This window comes from Rahnella sp. BCC 1045 (assembly GCF_019049615.1).
GTDB classification, from domain to species: Bacteria; Pseudomonadota; Gammaproteobacteria; order Enterobacterales; family Enterobacteriaceae; genus Rahnella; species Rahnella contaminans.
Genome location: NZ_JAFMOZ010000124.1, coordinates 87624 through 105393 on the forward strand (window position 1 = coordinate 87624; position 17770 = coordinate 105393).

Annotated in this window: 13 protein-coding genes; 1 reads left to right on the forward strand and 12 read right to left on the reverse strand. The window is 56.4% G+C overall.

What is annotated here, in order from left to right; all coding sequences use genetic code 11:
- Window positions 1-53 precede the first annotated feature (53 nt).
- Genes narI through J1782_RS11765 form a run of 4 tightly spaced genes read right to left on the reverse strand, consistent with a single transcriptional unit; the run spans window position 54 to window position 6749 of the window.
- Window positions 54-734: a respiratory nitrate reductase subunit gamma gene (gene narI, locus J1782_RS11750; protein WP_217153199.1), complete on the reverse strand. Its 681-nt coding sequence runs from the start codon at window positions 732-734 to the stop codon at window positions 54-56.
- Window positions 731-1453, reverse strand: a complete 723-nt coding sequence (narJ, locus tag J1782_RS11755; RefSeq protein WP_165057839.1) for a nitrate reductase molybdenum cofactor assembly chaperone — start codon at window positions 1451-1453, stop codon at window positions 731-733. Before narJ ends, narI begins: the two co-directional genes overlap by 4 nt.
- Window positions 1453-2988: a nitrate reductase subunit beta gene (gene narH / locus J1782_RS11760; protein WP_152327015.1), complete on the reverse strand. Its 1536-nt coding sequence runs from the start codon at window positions 2986-2988 to the stop codon at window positions 1453-1455. Before narH ends, narJ begins: the two co-directional genes overlap by 1 nt.
- Window positions 2985-6749, reverse strand: a complete 3765-nt coding sequence (locus J1782_RS11765; protein WP_217153200.1) for a nitrate reductase subunit alpha — start codon at window positions 6747-6749, stop codon at window positions 2985-2987. The genes narH and J1782_RS11765 overlap by 4 nt, the downstream gene beginning before the upstream one ends.
- A gap of 384 nt (window positions 6750-7133) precedes the next feature.
- On the opposite strand from J1782_RS11765, the gene J1782_RS11770 reads away from it, so the two are divergent.
- Complete coding sequence (locus tag J1782_RS11770) at window positions 7134-8153, forward strand: transporter (protein WP_208951997.1); 1020 nt, start codon at window positions 7134-7136, stop codon at window positions 8151-8153.
- Between the two features lie 12 nt (window positions 8154-8165).
- Here J1782_RS11770 and J1782_RS11775 read toward each other — a convergent pair whose 3' ends face one another.
- From J1782_RS11775 to J1782_RS11810, 8 genes are all read right to left on the reverse strand, one after another.
- The gene (locus J1782_RS11775; protein ID WP_217153201.1) at window positions 8166-9869 is read right to left on the reverse strand and encodes a chloride channel protein; all 1704 of its coding nucleotides are present in this window, start codon (window positions 9867-9869) and stop codon (window positions 8166-8168) included.
- A 72-nt stretch (window positions 9870-9941) separates the two neighbouring features.
- The gene (locus tag J1782_RS11780) at window positions 9942-10589 is read right to left on the reverse strand and encodes a DUF998 domain-containing protein (protein ID WP_217153202.1); all 648 of its coding nucleotides are present in this window, start codon (window positions 10587-10589) and stop codon (window positions 9942-9944) included.
- A gap of 181 nt (window positions 10590-10770) precedes the next feature.
- Entirely contained in the window at window positions 10771-12348 is a 1578-nt protein-coding gene (locus J1782_RS11785) for an ABC transporter substrate-binding protein (protein WP_217153203.1), read from the reverse strand.
- Between the two features lie 293 nt (window positions 12349-12641).
- Window positions 12642-13319 carry an ABC transporter ATP-binding protein gene (locus tag J1782_RS11790; protein WP_217153204.1) on the reverse strand — a complete coding sequence of 226 codons (678 nt, stop codon included), beginning with the start codon at window positions 13317-13319 and terminating at the stop codon, window positions 12642-12644.
- Complete coding sequence (locus J1782_RS11795; protein WP_235937314.1) at window positions 13312-14217, reverse strand: ABC transporter ATP-binding protein; 906 nt, start codon at window positions 14215-14217, stop codon at window positions 13312-13314. Before J1782_RS11795 ends, J1782_RS11790 begins: the two co-directional genes overlap by 8 nt.
- A complete protein-coding gene (locus tag J1782_RS11800; protein WP_371819775.1) occupies window positions 14207-15070 on the reverse strand; it encodes an ABC transporter permease in 864 nt (287 codons plus the stop codon). The genes J1782_RS11795 and J1782_RS11800 overlap by 11 nt, the downstream gene beginning before the upstream one ends.
- A 21-nt stretch (window positions 15071-15091) precedes the next feature.
- Complete coding sequence (locus J1782_RS11805; RefSeq protein ID WP_152327007.1) at window positions 15092-16144, reverse strand: ABC transporter permease; 1053 nt, start codon at window positions 16142-16144, stop codon at window positions 15092-15094.
- Complete coding sequence (locus J1782_RS11810) at window positions 16144-17712, reverse strand: ABC transporter substrate-binding protein (protein WP_217153205.1); 1569 nt, start codon at window positions 17710-17712, stop codon at window positions 16144-16146. Before J1782_RS11810 ends, J1782_RS11805 begins: the two co-directional genes overlap by 1 nt.
- Window positions 17713-17770: the final 58 nt, after the last annotated feature.

Consider the following 17770-nt stretch of genomic DNA (forward strand, 5'->3'; position numbering starts at 1 on the left):
TAGCGCCCCTGATTTTTATGTCAAAACAGACTGCTCACAACTTCAGCCGGTTTTCAGCGGCGGTTGCGAACCAGCTGGTAGCGACGGGTAAGATATTCCACCGGCGCGCTCCAGATATGCACCAGACGGCAGAACGGAAACAGCAGGAATAAGGTCATCCCAAGCACCAGATGCACGCGGAAGATTAACGCCACGCCATCCAGATGGGCTGCCGCACCGCCGTGGAAAGTCACCACAGACTGCGCCCAGCCGACCAGTTTCATCATTTCGCTGCCGTCCATATGCTGCGCAGAGAACGGAATAGTACTCAATCCCAGGGCACACTGGATAACCAGCAGCGCGATAATCATGATGTCACCAAAGCTGGACGAGGCACGCACGCGCTCGTTGCTCAGACGACGCCACAGCAACATACCGCCACCGACCAGCGTCATCACCCCGCAGGCACCCCCGGCAATCATCGCCATTTGCTGTTTTACCGGCACCGGCAGGAAGGATTCGTACATCCAGTGCGGTGTCAGCATCCCGAAGGCATGACCGGCGATAATGCCGAGAATACCGACGTGGAACAGCGGCGAAGCGATGCGCAGGATCTTTTTCTCAAGGATCTGACTGGAACCGGCGCGCCAGCTGTACTGGCCGTAGTCGTAACGCAGCCAGCTGCCGACCAGAAATACCGTGCCGCACAGGTACGGGTAAATATTGAAAAAGAAGTTGTTGAGGAAGTCGGTCATTTGCGTGGTTCCCCCGCAGGCATTTCATCAAGGTTCAGATACTGTGGTGCAACCGCACCGGCAAAGCGTTTCTGATGCGCGGCTTCTTCACCCGACGCACAACTTTGCTCACCGAGGAATTTGATTTGTTCCTCTTCCCAGACCGCGTCCAGCGCAGCCGGTGTGTCATCACGGGCTTCCTGTTTGATCCCTTCGCGCACGGTTTCGGTGGCGATATCACTGCCGGACAGCGCCAGCAGTAAATCAAACAGTTCGGCGTAATGGCTGTCGCGTTCCTGCAAACGGGCACTGAGCAAGGCCAGAATAGGCGCGATATCCCGCAACCCTTCGCGCGCCTGAGCTTCATCACGCGTGGTGAGGTATTCCAGATACAGCGGCAGGTAATCCGGCAGCTCGCGGCTGTCAATTTCCAGCCCGGCTTCACGGTATTGCTCCATCAGATCGACCATGGCCTGCCCGCGGTCACGGGATTCGCCGTGAACGTGTTCAAACAACAGCAGCGATGTCGCGCGGCCACGGTCAAACAAACCGGTGTACGCCGACTGCGCGTCGAGTAAATCTTTCTGGCAGAAATCCGTGATGTACAGCGCCAGATCCAGACGCTGCTCTGAGTTCAGTTCTGCTGACTGTGTGACCGCCTCGAGAAGCTCCATCTTATGGTTCCAGAGATCTTCAGAAGGATAATCGAGCAGCAGGCCGATGATGCGTAAACTGTTCATTAGCCTTTCCTTTCTGTTTTCGCGCCGATGTCGATGGCATCAATGCGTTTGCTGTTGAAAAGGTTGAATTTGGTATCGCTGCCGTGACAACCGTCTCCGAAGCTGAAACCACAGCCTTTGGCTTCCGGAAACGCTTCCCGGGCCTGTTCACGGTGGCTGGAAGGCACCACGAAACGGTCTTCGTAGTTGGCAATCGCCAGATAGCGGTACATTTCTTCGGCCTGCGCCGCAGACAACCCGACCTGTTCCAGCGCGCTGGTGTCCGTAACGCCTTCCACCGTTTCAGCACGTTTGAAGTGACGCATCGCCAGCATACGTTTCAGCGCACGCAGCACCGGCGCGGTGTCGCCCGCGGTCAGCAGGTTCGCCAGATATTGCACCGGAATGCGCAGGCTCTCGACATCCGGCAACACGCCGCTGTGCGGCAAAGCACCGGCGTCGGCTGCGGACTGAATCGGAGACAGCGGCGGCACGTACCAGACCATTGGCAGCGTGCGGTATTCAGGATGCAGCGGCAGCGCCAGCTTCCATTCAATCGCCATTTTGTAAACCGGCGACTGACGCGCAGCGTCCATCACAGAAAGCGGAATGCCGTCCTTTTCAGCCTGCGCGATCACTTCCGGGTCGTTCGGATCGAGGAAGATGCTCATCTGGCTTTCGTACAAGTCTTTATCGTTTTCGACTGATGCCGCTTCGGCGATACGGTCGGCGTCATACAACACCACGCCGAGATAGCGGATACGACCCACGCAGGTTTCGGAACAGACCGTTGGCTGGCCGGCTTCGATGCGCGGATAGCAGAAAATACATTTTTCTGACTTGCCGCTTTTCCAGTTGAAGTAGATTTTCTTGTACGGACAACCGGTCAGGCACATACGCCAGCCGCGGCATTTGTCCTGGTCGATCAGTACGATGCCGTCTTCGCCGCGTTTATAAATCGCACCGCTCGGACAGGTCGCCACACACGCCGGATTCAGGCAGTGTTCGCACAGACGCGGCAGGTATGCCATGAAAGTGTTTTCAAACTCGCCGTACATCTCTTTTTGCATATTGGCGAAGTTCTGATCGGCAGAACGTTTGCTGAACTCCGTGCCCAGATCGTCTTCCCAGTTCGGGCCACCGGTAATTTTCTTCATGCGCTTGCCGGTCAGCAGCGAGCGCGGACGGGCTACCGGCTGATGTTTGCCGTCTTTCGCGGTGTGCAGATGCTGATAATCAAAATCAAACGGTTCGTAGTAATCATCGATTTCCGGCATGTGCGGGTTAGCGAAGATTTTATGCAGCAGATTGGCTTTGTTACCCATGCGCGGCTGCAGTTTGCCGTTGATTTTGCGGATCCAGCCGCCCTTCCATTTTTCCTGATTTTCCCAGTCGTGCGGATAACCCAGACCCGGTTTGGTTTCCACGTTATTGAACCACGCGTATTCCATCCCTTCGCGGCTGGTCCAGACGTTTTTACAGGTCACGGAACAGGTGTGGCAGCCAATGCATTTGTCGAGATTCAGCACCATGCCGACTTGTGAACGAATTTTCATTTGGCTTTCTCCTGTGACGCCACGCCCTGCACGTAGTCGTTACCTTCATCATCTAACCAGTCGATGCGGTTCATTTTGCGGACAATCACGAACTCATCACGGTTAGAACCGACGGTGCCGTAATAGTTGAAACCGTAAGACAGCTGCGCGTAACCGCCGATCATGTGGGTCGGTTTCGGGCAAACGCGGGTCACCGAGTTGTGAATACCGCCGCGCTGCTGGCTGATTTCTGAGCCCGGAATATTCACGATGCGTTCCTGCGCGTGATACATCATGGTCATCCCCGCCGGTACGCGCTGGCTGACCACCGCACGGGCGCTCAGCGAGCCGTTGGCGTTGAAAGCTTCGATCCAGTCGTTATCTTCGATGCCCAGTTTTGTGGCATCGTCTTCACTGAGCCAGACAATCGGGCCGCCGCGGCCTAAGGTCAGCATCAGCAGGTTGTCGCTGTAGGTGGAGTGAATGCCCCATTTCTGGTGTGGCGTCAGGAAGTTCAGCGCCATCTCCGGGTTGCCGTTTGGCTTCGCATTCAGCAACGGCTGCGCCGCGCGGGTGTCGATTGGCGGACGGTACACCAGCAGGCTTTCACCGAAAGCACGCATCCACGCGTGATCCTGATAAAGCTGCTGACGGCCAGACAGCGTGCGCCACGGGATCAGCTCATGCACGTTGGTGTAACAGGCGTTGTAAGAAACGTGTTCGTCTTCCAGACCTGACCAGGTCGGGCTGGAGATGATTTTGCGCGGCTGAGCCTGAATATCGCGGAAACGGATTTTCTCGTCTTCTTTATTGAGCGCCAGATGCGTATGGTCGCGGCCGGTATTTTCACTCAGCGCCGCCCAGGCTTTCACCGCCACCTGACCGTTGGTTTCCGGTGCCAGCGTCAGGATGACTTCCGCCGCATCAATCGCGGAGTTGATCATCGGCTGGCCTTTAGCGGTGCCATCCGGCTTGGTGTAGTTCAGCTTTTTCAGTAAATCGACTTCGCTGTCAGTGTTCCAGCTGATGCCTTTACCGCCGTTACCGAGTTTTTCCAGCAATGGCCCGACTGAGGTGAAACGTTCATAGGTATTCGGATAATCACGTTCAACGGTCATCAGATGCGGCGCGGTGCGTCCCGGGATCAGGTCGCATTCGCCCTTTTTCCAGTCTTCCACGCCCAGCGGCTGCGCCAGTTCGGCGGCAGAATCGTGCTGGATTGGCAACGTCACCACATCGGTTTCCACGCCAAGATGCCCGACGCAAACCCGTGAGAATTCTCTGGCAATGCCTTTGTAGATTTCCCAGTCGCTTTTCGAATCCCACGCCGGATCCACAGCGGCAGACAGCGGATGAATAAACGGATGCATATCCGAGGTATTCATGTCGTCTTTTTCATACCAGGTCGCGGTCGGCAGAACGATGTCGGAATACAGACAGGTGCTGGACATACGGAAATCAAGCGTCACCACCAGATCCAGTTTGCCTTCACCGCCCTGCGCCTGCCATTCGACTTCTTCCGGCATCACGCCGCCCTGAATGCCCAAATCTTCTCCCTGAATACCGTGTTCGGTGCCCAGCAGATATTTCAGCATGTACTCGTGGCCTTTACCGGAAGAACCCAGCAGGTTGGAGCGCCAGACGAACAGGTTACGCGGGAAGTTCTGCGGGTTGTCCGGTTGTTCCGCGGCGAAACGCACGCTGCCGTCTTTCAGGGCTGCGACGGTGAAATCTGCCGGAGACTGACCGGCGGCTTTCGCCTGTTCCGCGATGTGCAGCGGGTTAATGTTGAGCTGCGGCGCAGACGGCAACCAGCCCATACGTTCGGCGCGCACGTTGAAATCAATCATGCTGCCGGTGAATTTGGATTTATCCGCCAGCGGGGATAACAGTTCCTGCGGCGCGACGGTTTCATAACGCCACTGGCTGGAATGGTTATAGAAGAACGAGGTGCTGTTCATGTGGCGTGGCGGACGCTGCCAGTCAAGGCCAAACGCCAGCGGCTGCCAGCCGGTTTGCGGACGCAGTTTTTCCTGTCCGACGTAGTGAGCCCAGCCACCACCGCTCTGCCCCACACAGCCGCAGAAGATCAGCATGTTGATCAGGCCGCGGTAGTTCATGTCGAGGTGATACCAGTGGTTCATCCCGGCGCCGACGATGATCATCGAACGGCCATGCGTTTTGTTGGCGTTATCAGCAAATTCATGCGCGATACGCACGATGTTTTGCTGCGAAACGCCGGTGATTTTCTCGGCCCAGGCTGGCGTATAGGCTTTAATTTCGTCAAAGCTTTGCGCGCAGTTTTCATCATTCAGGCCGCGTTCAATGCCGTAGTTCGCCAGCGTAAGGTCGTAAACACTGGCGACCAGACCGGTGCTGCCGTCGGCCAGTTGCAGGCGTTTCACCGGCAGTTTGTGCATCAGGATTTCATCCAGCGCCACGCTGTTGAAATGCTCGCTGACCGCGCCGCCGAAGTACGGATAACCGACATTGACCACTTCATCGTGATTATCAAGCAGGCTCAGCTTCAGGCTGACGTCTTTGTGTTCTTTCCCTTCGCGGGACTCCAGATTCCACTGGCCCTTTTCGCCCCAGCGGTAACCGATGGAACCTAACGGAGACACCAGCTCGCCAGTGTTTTCGTCAAAGGCGATGGTTTTCCACTGCGGGTTATTTTCCTGACCGAGGTTGTCCACCAGATCAGACGCACGCAGCATTCGGCCTGCGGCATACGAACCGTCTTCACGCGGTTCAAGCATCACCAGCATCGGCATATCGGTGTAACGACGCACGTAGTCGGTGAAGTACTGGCTCGGATTATCGATATGGAAGGATTTGAGGATCACATGGCCCATTGCCAGCGCCAGCGCGCTGTCGGTGCCTTGTTTCGGTGCCAGCCACTGGTCGCAAATCTTGGCGATTTCGGCGTAATCCGGCGTTATGGCGACCGTTTTGGTGCCTTTGTAGCGCACTTCGGTAAAGAAATGGGCGTCCGGCGTACGGGTCTGCGGAACGTTCGAACCCCAGGCGATAATATAAGAAGAGTTGTACCAGTCGGCCGATTCCGGCACGTCGGTCTGCTCACCCCAGGTTTGCGGAGAAGCCGGTGGCAAATCGCAATACCAGTCGTAAAAGCTCAGACACACGCCGCCGATCAGCGACAGATAACGTGCGCCGGACGCGTAGGACACCATCGACATCGCCGGAATGGGCGAGAAACCGATAATACGGTCTGGCCCGAAAGTCTTGGCGGTATAAACGTTAGAGGCCGCAATCAGTTCATTCACTTCCTGCCAGCTCGAACGGACAAAACCGCCGCGACCACGTGCGGCTTTATATTCTTTGGCTTTCTCCGGCTGATTAATAATCGAACCCCAGGCATCGACCGGATCGCTGTGTTTCAGTTTGGCTTCACGCCATAACTGGATCAGCTTTTTGCGCATCAGCGGATATTTCAGGCGGTTTGCGCTGTAGAGATACCAGGAATAACTGGCACCACGCGGGCAACCACGCGGCTCGTGGTTCGGCAAGTCCGGACGGGTGCGCGGATAGTCGGTCTGCTGGGTTTCCCAGGTAACCAGACCGTTTTTGACGTAAATCTTCCAGCTGCATGAACCGGTGCAGTTAACACCGTGCGTGGAACGGACCACTTTGTCGTGCTGCCAGCGGCTGCGGTAGCCGTCTTCCCAGTCACGATTGGTATTCAGCGTCTGGCCATGGCCGTCAGCGAAAGGTTCAGCTAGCTGTTTGAAATAGCGAAACCGGTCAAGAAACTTGCTCATCCGGGACTCTCCTGTGCAAAGGCCTGTGGCGCTTTGTCATTATGTGAATGGCGGGGAATACAACTTCATTGCTCACGTTGGCCTCAGGGTATGCACCCCACACGCGCGCCTACTTGATTGCGATCAACGCCTTCGCGTCATGTATTTATTTACATAACGCCAGATACTCCCAAAGAGGTATAAAATTAATTGCATATAACCTTATGATTAATAAACAATAATTTCATAAGGAGAACAAAAATGAGAGGAAGAAGCCCTCAGGAGGAAAATTGGGGGTAAGGGAGTCTGAATGTGACAGTATTGTGAAATCACGCAGGAGGATATTGTATTTACGCCGATGTCTGGCGTAATGGAGCGACCCGTTTTGGCTACCAGAAACCCTTAATGCAGACAGAAAAACCCGCCGTTCTTAATTTCAACGATGAAGTCACCGGAATGATTTACGGCTTCGTTTTTCGCCCACACCGCCCCGCTGAACGCGTTTCCTCGCAGCAGGTTCAGGAAGCTTATCAGCAGATCTGCCACGATCAGGGATTCGTCTGGATCCACGTTAATCTTAATCACGCCATGTCCGAAAAATGGCTGAAGAAGCATTTCGGCGTCGGTGAGGTTTTCTTTGAAGAAATCCGTGAAGGTTCGCGCAGTACGCGCATCGAAAGGCTCGATGACACGTTACTGGCGGTGCTCAACGACGTCATTTTTCGCCCGGATGAAGCCAGTGATGAAGTCTCGACGCTGTGGCTGAGTTGTCATCAGCAACTGGTGGTTACCGCGCGCCACAAACCGGTGCGGCTGATCGAGCAGTTATTCAAACGCCTGGAGCATCTGAACATCACCACGCCGACGGCGCTGCTGGTGCATCTGCTGCAAGAACAGGAGGATTTGCTTGAGCAGATTGTCCGTCGCGCCAATCAGTACGTGGACACCATCGAAGAGCGCCTGCTGAGCCATCACGTCAAAAAGAACCGCGCCAATCTGGGGCGTTTACGGCGTATGCTTTTGCGTTTCCAGCGTTTACTCGCCCCGGAACCGACGGCGCTTTTCCGCCTGCTCAATCGCCCTCCGGCCTGGATTGCGCCAGGCGTGGTGCAGGATTTACGCCAGTTTGCCGAAGAGTTTTCCGTTGTGCTCAATGACCTGATTGCGCTGACCGAACGTATCCGCCTGCTTCAGGAAGAGATCACTTCGCGCCAGATGGAGCAAAGCAACCGCACGCTGTACGTGCTGACCGTCATTACCGTGCTGGCGTTGCCCATCAACATTGTGGCGGGCTTTTTCGGCATGAACGTGGGAGGAATTCCGCTCGCCGGCAATCACCACGGTTTTATCCTGCTGGTGGTGATTGTCGGGTTATTCACCCTTCTGGCGGGCTGGTACGCGTTTAAACGCCGCGACGACGGCTAGTGGATTGCGCGGTTACAGAAAGTCTTTGGCTTTACTGAGCAAAGCCGCTTTGGTGATCACGCCCAGCAAACGGCGTGATTCGGCGTTTTCCAGCACCGGCAGGCGTTCGAGCGGTGAATTGCTGAACATTGCCCAGGCCTGTTCGTAGCTGGCGTGCTGAAAGAGTGTGGTAAATTCCTGTTCGATAAACGGGTCAATCGCGCTGCCGGCTTTCAGGCTGCCGTCAATAATCCCGCTGGCGACCACGTTGGTCGGCACCACCCCGAGAAAGCGTTCCTCCCTGTCCACCACGTACACATACCGCGTGCGCTGTTTCAGCCCTTCACTCACCACTTCCGAAAGCGTGGCGTCAACGTACATTTTTGAGCACGGCGTAATCAGCGAGGCCACCGTGCTGTATTCAAACGCATTTTTTGCGGCAAAGCGCGCGTTGTGCCGCGCCAGCACTGGATAGGTTCCACCCACTTTCAGCCGCGAGGCGACCACATACGAAATCGCCGTCGCCAGCATCAGCGGGAATAACAGCGAACTGTTGAGCGTCATTTCGAACGCCATCATGATCGACATCAGCGGCGCATGGCTGGTCGCCGCCAGCAGCGCGCTCATGCCGATGGCGGCATACAGCCCGACCGGACCGGGATCAAACCCCAGCCATTGCAGAAAAGTACACACCAGCGCCCCGCCCGCCGCGCCGATCAGCAGCGAGGGCGTAAACAAACCGCCGACCGCACCGGAACCGATGGTGATCGCCGTGGCAACAATTTTCAGGATCAGCAGCACCAGCAGTGGCGTCTGTAAATCGCCGTTATTGAGTATTAAATCAATCACTTCAAAACCGTTGCCGAGCACCAGCGGCGAGATCATCGCCACCAGCCCGACGCCCAGGCCACCCAGCCCGAGGCGCAGCGCCGGATGCGAAATGGGTTTCATCCACTGACGGACTTTATCGATAGACGAGATGAATAATGGCCCGAGAATGCCCGTCGCCACACCGATAAACAGCACGGTGAAAATCGCCCCCAAAGACGGACTGAAAGAAACAGAGGAATAGAGATAGAGCGGCGCGTAATCCGTCAGTGATCTGACCGTGAGCACCGCAACTGACGCCGAAATAAACAGCGGGATCAGCCGCTGAACGGCAGTCACGCCAAAGGCGATTTCCGCCACAAACAGCGCACCGGCAAACGGCGCGTGATAGACCGCCGCCAGCCCGCCCGCCGCGGCCATCGCGATAATATCTGACTGATGAACGCCCTGAAAACGCGAGAGCCGCCCGAGCAGGCTGCCGCTCAGGGCAGAAAGCTGCACCATCGCGCCTTCCCGCCCGATAGAACCGCCGCTGGCGATACTGGCCAGCGACGACAGCCCGCGCAGCACGGTACTCACCACCGGAATACCCGGTAAACGCTGATCGATAACGTCCAGATAATCCGGCATCTTGCCGTGCCTGCTTTCGTGGCGCAGCGCCCACAGCAAAATGAATCCGGCAAGCACCCCGCCCGCCGTGGTGATCACCGGCCAGACTATTCGCGGGTATTCGCTGAACGCTTTGGTGATATCGCTGCCGTCGGTGAACATCAGACCGTTGATGCCGGAAATCGCCCCACGAAACGCAATAGTCACCAGCGCGGCGACGATCCCGGCGGGTATGGCAATCAGCAAATTAATCAGGTCGCTCTTTTGCAGGGATTCAGGATTGAGGGCTTTCAGGCTCATAGGGTCTCAGTGGTCTGAACATTGGCGGGGTAAGAGTATCAATTTACAACGAAACGGTGAAATTTTTGGTTTTCACGCACTTTGCTTTCTGGACGTCATGATCCAGAACCCGGTGAGTATCTGCCAAAACGTGATGGGATAAACGGACATCCGCTCGATAAGACCGGTAGGCAGAATGCCGGACGAGATTGTCACCATACTGACCAGCCCGGTACAGCCCAGCGCCAGGCTGAAAAGTGAAAATGCCCGCCATCCTGTGCGGCGACGTTTCATCCAGCCCGCCGACAGCAAACACACATTGCCGCCCGCAATCGCCAGCACCGCGCCGGCCTGATGAACCGTCACACCGCCCGTACTGCCACCGCTGTGGAACAGCGCAATCAGCACACCGCCGATAGCATGCAGCAAACCGGATAAGAGAAATACGTTGCGACCCGGACCGCTGAATAACGGGCGTAGCAGCCAGCAGGCTATAAAGAACAGAATGCCTTCGGCCGCGAAACCCGCGTTCATCACGTTATGCAGCGGTGAGCGAATGTCGCGGCCGTCCGGCGTCATGCCACACGAGGTAATACCCAAATCGCTGATGTAATTATGCAGATATGAATAGGAAGGATCCCGCCAGCCCGTGGAACTGATTTTTTCCGCCAGTAAATACAGAACACCGCCGAGGGCGAAGCACACCGCACCGGTTTTTTGCCGAGTAGATTGAGTCTGCATGGAGGTCTTAGTGATGGGATGTGAGGTAATAGTAGGACAAAAAAAGTCGGGCGTGGAGGGATCCAAAGGAGGAAAAGCACTTTCCTCCTTTGGGCAGTTTCGGCCATTGTTGCGGAGTAATCACCGTTCGTGCGAAACCTAAATTTTCACAATACTCAGGAATACGGGTTCATAAAGCCCCTTATTCCTTCGTCACCGTATCCAGATACAACTGGCTGCCCGCCACGTTCTGGCTTGCACCTTTCACGTTATCGCGTATTGCCACCAGCAATTTGCTTTGCAGCGCCACCACAAACGGCGAGTTTTTTTGCAGTTCGCGTTGTAAATCGGCGTACAGCGCTTTACGTTTGGTCGGATCAGATTCCGCCGCGGCTGCGCGCGTTTGTTTACTGATTTCCGGGATCACCCACTGAATGCGTTGCGCCAGCGTTTTCGGGCCGTTTGGCACGTTATAGGCGAAGGTGCTGGCGTTAGTGTTCGGGTCGAGGTAATCCGCGCCCCAGTAAGTGAAGATCGACTGGAATTTGTGCGCGCGCATGCGGGTAAGCACGTCGCTTTCCACCAGCGGATGTACCACTAAATTGATATCCGCTTTGGCGAAACTGGCCTGCAATGCCTGCGCAATATCAGAATACGGTGGCTGGTTGATCACGATTAAATCGATTTTGGTGCCCGGCGCAATCCCGCCTTTGCTCAGAATCGCTTTGGCTTTGGCGACATCGTATTTATAGGGCTGATCGTCAATCGCGCCCGCCAGACCGTCCGGCAGGAAGGTCTGATGAATACCGTACTGGCCTTTCAGCAGGTCGGTAGAAATCCCCTGATAATCGACCAGCCAGCGCGCTGCTTCCCACAGCGCAGGGTTTGCCAGCGCCGGTTGCGTGGTATCGCCAACGTTAAACGCCAGATAGAACACTTTGGCCGCCGGGAATTGCGCAACGTGAACCCCCTTCTCTTTTTGCAGCGAGCTGAACTGGTCAGCACCCAAATCGTAAGCCACGTCCGCATCGCCGTTCAGCACCAGCAGACGGCGCGTTGACGGGTCGCCCACGTTTTTAAACAGCACATTCTCAATCTTCGCCAGCGGTTTAGCGTTCGGGTTACGTTTGAAAATCAGCGCTTCGTGCGGCACATAGTTACGCACTTCAAACGCGCCGCTGCCCGCAGAGCGTGAACGCAGCCAGCTGTTGCCGAAATCATTCTGATCGACATGCTCTTTCAGCAATTTGCTGTCCACAATCCCGGCGACCGGCGCGGACAGAATGCTCAGCACCAGCCCGCTGCCGATATCGGCCGGCCAGCTAAGCTGCACTTTGTCGTCAGCAATTTTTTTCAGATTGCCGTCCACGTTATCCGGCGTCCAGCCCAGTTCACCGAGAATAAACGACGGGCTTTTATTGAGTTTCACCACGCGGGTAAACGAATAAATCACATCGTCGGCCGTCACCGGATTGCCGCTGGAAAATTTCTGGCCAGGCTTGAGGGTGAAGATCAGACTGTGCGCGTCCGGCCCCGGCTGCCAGCTGGCAGCGGCGTCCGGGTCGAGCTTATCGGGATGCTGCCGGTCGGATTGCACCAGTTGCTGATAAAGGTTTACCAGATTGCCGGAACTGACGGTTTCAAAACTTTCCGCCGGATCCAGACTGATAATGCCTTCGAGCGAACCTGCGACGACCAGTGTATCTTTTGGCGTCGCCGCATCCACGCGGGTCACGGCCATCAGCAGCAGGAATAACAGGGAAGGAACACGTACTTTCATTGAGGTCGATCTCCACAGGTGAAAAGACAGTTTTTCCGAGTGTAGAGGTGCAGCGGCAAGGCCAGAACAATGAAATAAAGCTATGTATTTTAATAAAATAGATTAAGGAATGAAAAAGACTCGCTTTTTATAAAGCCACTATGGCGCGATCAAAATCTTGCTGAACGGAGCGTACCGGGGACCTGCGGGACGGCGGCGATATGCCGCCCCCAAGTCGCTGAGGGCCGACGCCCACGGTTTTGAATTTGACCGTGAATATGGCCTTGAATTTGAACTTAAAACCCTCAACAGCTTCAGCTCAGCACATACCCCTTGGCCATATGCACCGCCCGATCACACATATGATCAATCACATCCGCATCGTGGCTCACCAGAATCATGGTCAGATCGCTGGTCGCTTTCAGGTCATTCAGAAGATTGAGGATTTCCGCCTGTACCGACATATCCAGCGCGGAGGTCGGTTCATCGAGCAGCAGCAGTTTGGGTTTAAGCAACAGTGCACGCACAATCGCCACGCGCTGACGCTGGCCGCCGGAAAGCTGGTGCGGATAGCGGTTCATCAGCACCGGATCCAGCCCGACCTGACGGAAACCTTCGGCAATTTTCTGTTCGATATCCTGCTCTTTGAGGATTTTCAGCGGCTCCGCCAGCGTGCGCAGCAGCTTGTGTTTCGGGTGCAGCGAGGCATACGGATCCTGAAATACCATCTGCACATCGCGGCGCAGGCTGCCGGTAAACGGTTTGCCCGGTTTCACTTTATGATCCAGCAGCGTCAGGCTGCCGTCCCAGTTGCCGTTCAGCCCGGCGAGTACCCACAGCAAAGAGGATTTACCGCAGCCGGACGGCCCGACCAGACCGAAACATTCGCCTTTGTTAATCGTCAGGCTGACGTTATGCACCACGGTACGCACTTCGTAACCCTGACGGTGCGAAACGCTCAGCTTATCCAGTTCCGCAACGATTTCAGTCATGGCGAGATTCCTTTTTCAGTGACGCCAGCAGTGCGCGATCCAGCACCGGCAGGCGTTCTCCGTGCGTAAATTTGCTCGGACGGCATGACCACAGCGTATGCGTATACGGATGCGTGGCCTGCGCCAGCTGGTCTGCCGGCAGTTCATCCAGCAATTCGCCCTTGTACATCACCAGCACGCGCTCGCAGTGGTGCGCAACCTGTTGCAGGTCGTGGCTGATCAGAATCAGCCCCATGTTGCGCTGTTCCACCAGCCGTTCAATCAGTCCGAGAACCTGTTCGCGCATGTCGAAATCCAGCGCAGACGTCGGTTCATCAGCAATCAGCCATTGCGGATCGTTGATCAGCGCAATCGCCAGCATCACGCGCTGGCCCATCCCGCCGGAAAGCTGATGCGGATATTGTTGTTGCAGGAAGGCCGGATTCGGCAGGCCGACGGCGTTAAGCATATCGGCGACTTTTTCCTGCCGCTCTTTGCGGCCAAGACGCGTATGCAGGCGCAGCGGTTCTTCCACCTGTTTGCCGATTTTCTGCGTCGGATTCAGCGCATGTTTCGGATCCTGCATCACCATCGACACACGGTTCCCGCGAAGACGGCTCCACTCGCGTTCTTTCAGCGTGGTCAGATCATTGTCACCGAGCGTCAGCTCGGAAGCGCGCAGCTTGCACGGGTGCGGCAGTAATCCCATCAGGGCGCGCGCGGTCAGGGATTTACCGGAACCCGATTCCCCCACCAGCGCCACACGTTCCTGCCCGACGCTGAAAGAGAGCGATTTCACCAGTTCCAGCGGGCGTTCGCCCGGCAGATAAATGGTGAGATCTTTCGCCGTCAGCCGGTCGGTGTGCTGCGTCTTCTGGTGATTGTGTTGCTGATGAAGCGTTTGAGCATCAGTTGCCATGTCGTGGATCCATTTTGTCACGCAGGCCGTCGCCCAGCAGGTTGAAAGCCAGACTGGCAAACAGAATTGCACCACCCGGCGCAGCCGCTACCCACCACTGGTCGAAAATCACTTTACTGCCTTCGGCAACCATCGAGCCCCATTCGGCGGTCGGTGGCTGAATGCCCATACCCAGGAACCCCAGACCGGCAGACGCCAGAATAATGCCGCCCAGACTGAGTGCCGCACGCACGACCGCGCTGGGCAGACACAACGGCAGAATATGGCCGAACATCAGACGCAAACCGCCGATGCCCTGCATTCTCGCCGCCGCCAGATAATCACTGCGCCGCAGCGCCAGCGTTTCCGCCCGCGCCTGACGCGCAAACGGCGGCCAACTGGTGAAGGCCAGCGCCAGTGCGCCATTCATCAGCCCCGGCCCCATAATAGCGACAAGTGCCAGTGCCATGACCAGACTCGGCAATGACATCACGATGTCGGTCAGGCGCATCAGAATGCGCTCAAACCAGCCACCGATATACCCGGCGCTGATGCCGATTAACAGCCCCACCGGGATGGTCAGGATCAGGATAAGCGACACCAGCAGCAGTGTCGGACGTGCGCCGTAAATCACGCGGGAAAGCAGATCGCGGCCAAAGCCGTCAGTGCCCAGCCAGTGCGCGCCGGACGGCGGCAGCAGGCGTAATTCGATGTGCTGAATATTGGGGTCAAAAGGCGCAAGCAGCGGTGCGAGCAGCGCGGTCAGCACCAGAATTGCCACCAGTACCAGGCCGACCGAGAGCGCAGTGATACGGCGCGCGGGCTTCCAGACGTTAGCCCCGGCGTCAGCCTGCGCCGGTTGTTCAGGGATCATTTGTTGAGTCATAAGCGAAAACTACCGGGTCCGCGGATCGAGCAAATAAGTAAGGGCGTCAGCCAGCGCATTGAGCAGCACGAAACAGGTGCCGATCAGCAATGTTGCGCCGAGAATGGCCGGGGTATCCGCTGCAAACAGCGCAGTGGTCAGGTAACGTCCGACGCCAGGCCAGGCAAACACGGTTTCCGTCAGTACCGCCCCTTCCAGCAGGCTGGCATAAGAAAGGGTGAGCACGGTAATCAGCGTGCCCAGCACGTTCGGGAAGACGTGGCACAGCAACACGCGCACCCTGCCCGCGCCTTTTGAGCGCGCCAGGATCACGTATTCTTTGTTCATTTCGCCCAGCATGGACGCACGCAAAAGGCGCGTAATCCCTGCCATCGACAGCATCGCCAGCACCGTCACCGGTAACCATAAATGGCTGATCGCGTTGTAGAACATGTCACGGTCGCCGGAAAGCCAGGTATCAATCAGCACAAAACCGGTGCGCGGCGTCATGGTGTACATGTACAAATCGTCGAGCCGTCCGGGGCCGCCCGCCCAGTGCAGTACGGCGTAAAACAGCAGCAGGCCGAGCAGACTTAACCAGAAAATCGGCACGGAATAACCGAGCAGCGAAACAAACCGGGCGATGTTATCCAGCCAGCTTCCGGGTTTCCACACGGCCAGCAGCGCCAGCAAAATCCCCAGCGTTCCGCCCAGCAAAATGGAACAGGTTGCCAGTTCTACCGTCGCCGGAAAGGTGCGCATCAGATCGCTGGCGACCGGCTGCGCGGTGATGCGGGAAATCCCCATATCGCCATGCGCGAGGTGATCCAGATATTTGGCGAACTGCACGGGAACCGACTGGTCCAGCCCCAGATCGCGACGTACCTGCGCGTAGGTGGCCTCACTGGCGTGATCGCCCGCGACCTGCAACGTCGGGTCAATCGGGGCAAGATGGGAAAGCGTAAAGGTGAACGCCAGCAAGCCGAGCAATGTCAGCGCCAGCGAAATCACGCCGGTCAGCAAACGGCCTGACCAGCGCCAGCCCTGCCGGACGAATCCGGCGGGCGTTGAACTGTCTGTCATTACTTAGTGACCTTGCTGTAGAAGACCATGTCCGGGTTGATGCCCTGAACATATCCTTTAATGTTGTCACGCACGGCAATCAGGCTTTTGGCCTGCAAACCAACGACAAACGGTGAGTTTTTCTGCACTTCAAGTTGCAGCTGACGATAATCCGCCACGCGTTTTGCCTGATCGGGCTCTGCAATAGCGGCCAGCGTCAGTTTGTTCAGGGCAGGAATTGACCAGTTAGCACGCCATGCCAGCGTTTTGCTGCCATCTTCCGGGTTGAACGCAAACGCAGAGGCATTGGTATTCGGGTCAAAGTAATCCGGGCCCCACGAAGACATGTACGCGTCGTAATCGTGTGATTTCACTTTGGTGGAGATCTGCTGGCTTAAGCCCGGATCCAGTTTCACGGTCACGCCGCCCTGCGCGAAGCTGGCCTGCAAGGCCTGCGCGATGTCCAGATACGGTGGCTGGTTTGACGTGGAGAGCGTGAAGCTCACATTCGTGAGACCTGCTTTGGCCAGAATCGCTTTGGCTTTGGCCGGATCATAGGTGTACGGCGTGTCATTTACCGCGCCGAGATAGCCTTCCGGCAGGAATGCCTGATGCACCTGGAACTGATTTTTCATCAGATCATGCGCGATGTGGTTGTAGTCAAACAGGTAACGTGCCGCTTCCCAGAAAGCCGGATTGCCCAGCGCCGGAGAAGCTTTGGCATTAAATTGCAGGAAATACAGGGAAGCATAAGGGATCGCCAGCGGCTTCACGCCCTTCTTGCCTTCCAGCGCAGCCATCTGGTCGGAGCCGAGGTTACGCGCCATATCGGCATCACCCTGTTCAATCAGCAGGCGGCGTGCAGCCGGATCCGGCACGTTTTTAATCAGAATGGTTTTCAGCTTCGGCGCGCCTTCGGGTGAGGTCGGGTTCGCGGAAAGAATGACCACTTCATGCGGAATATAGTTACGGATCTGGTACGGGCCGGAACCGGCGGAGTGGTTGCTCAGCCACTGGTGACCGAGATCGTCAGCGGCAACATTGGTTTTCACCAGTTTGCTGTCAACGATGGAAGACACCGGCGCAGACAGAAGGCTCAGCACGAATGACGGGCTGACGTCGGCGATCCAGCTGATTTTGACGTGATGGTCATCGAGTTTAGTCAGGAAGGTATCGACGTTTTTGTCGGTCCAGCCCAGTTGCGTCAGGATGAATGAGGGCTCAAGATTCAGCTTCACCACGCGCGACAGCGAGAAAATAACGTCATCGGCGGTCAGCGGATTACCACTGGCGAACACCGCTTTTGGCGACAGTGTAAACGTCAGGCTGCGGTTGTCTTTCGCGGCTTCCCATGAAGTCGCCAGCGTCGGTTTTAAATCGATTGGATTTTTCGGGTCTGACTGCACCAGACGCTGGTAAATGTTGTTGAAAGCCTGAACCGTCGTCAGCTCAAAACCCTGAGCCGGGTCAAAACTGGAGGTGTCATCAATGGATTGGGCGATAACCAGTGTGTCCGGCGGCGTGGCAGCCTGAACAGAGAAGCTGGCCGCAATAGCCGTAAACAGGACGGACGGTAATAAAGCTTTCATCAAGAAACACTCTCCAATGTAGCGAAATTGCTAACGTCTTATTAGTGTAAAGTTTCTT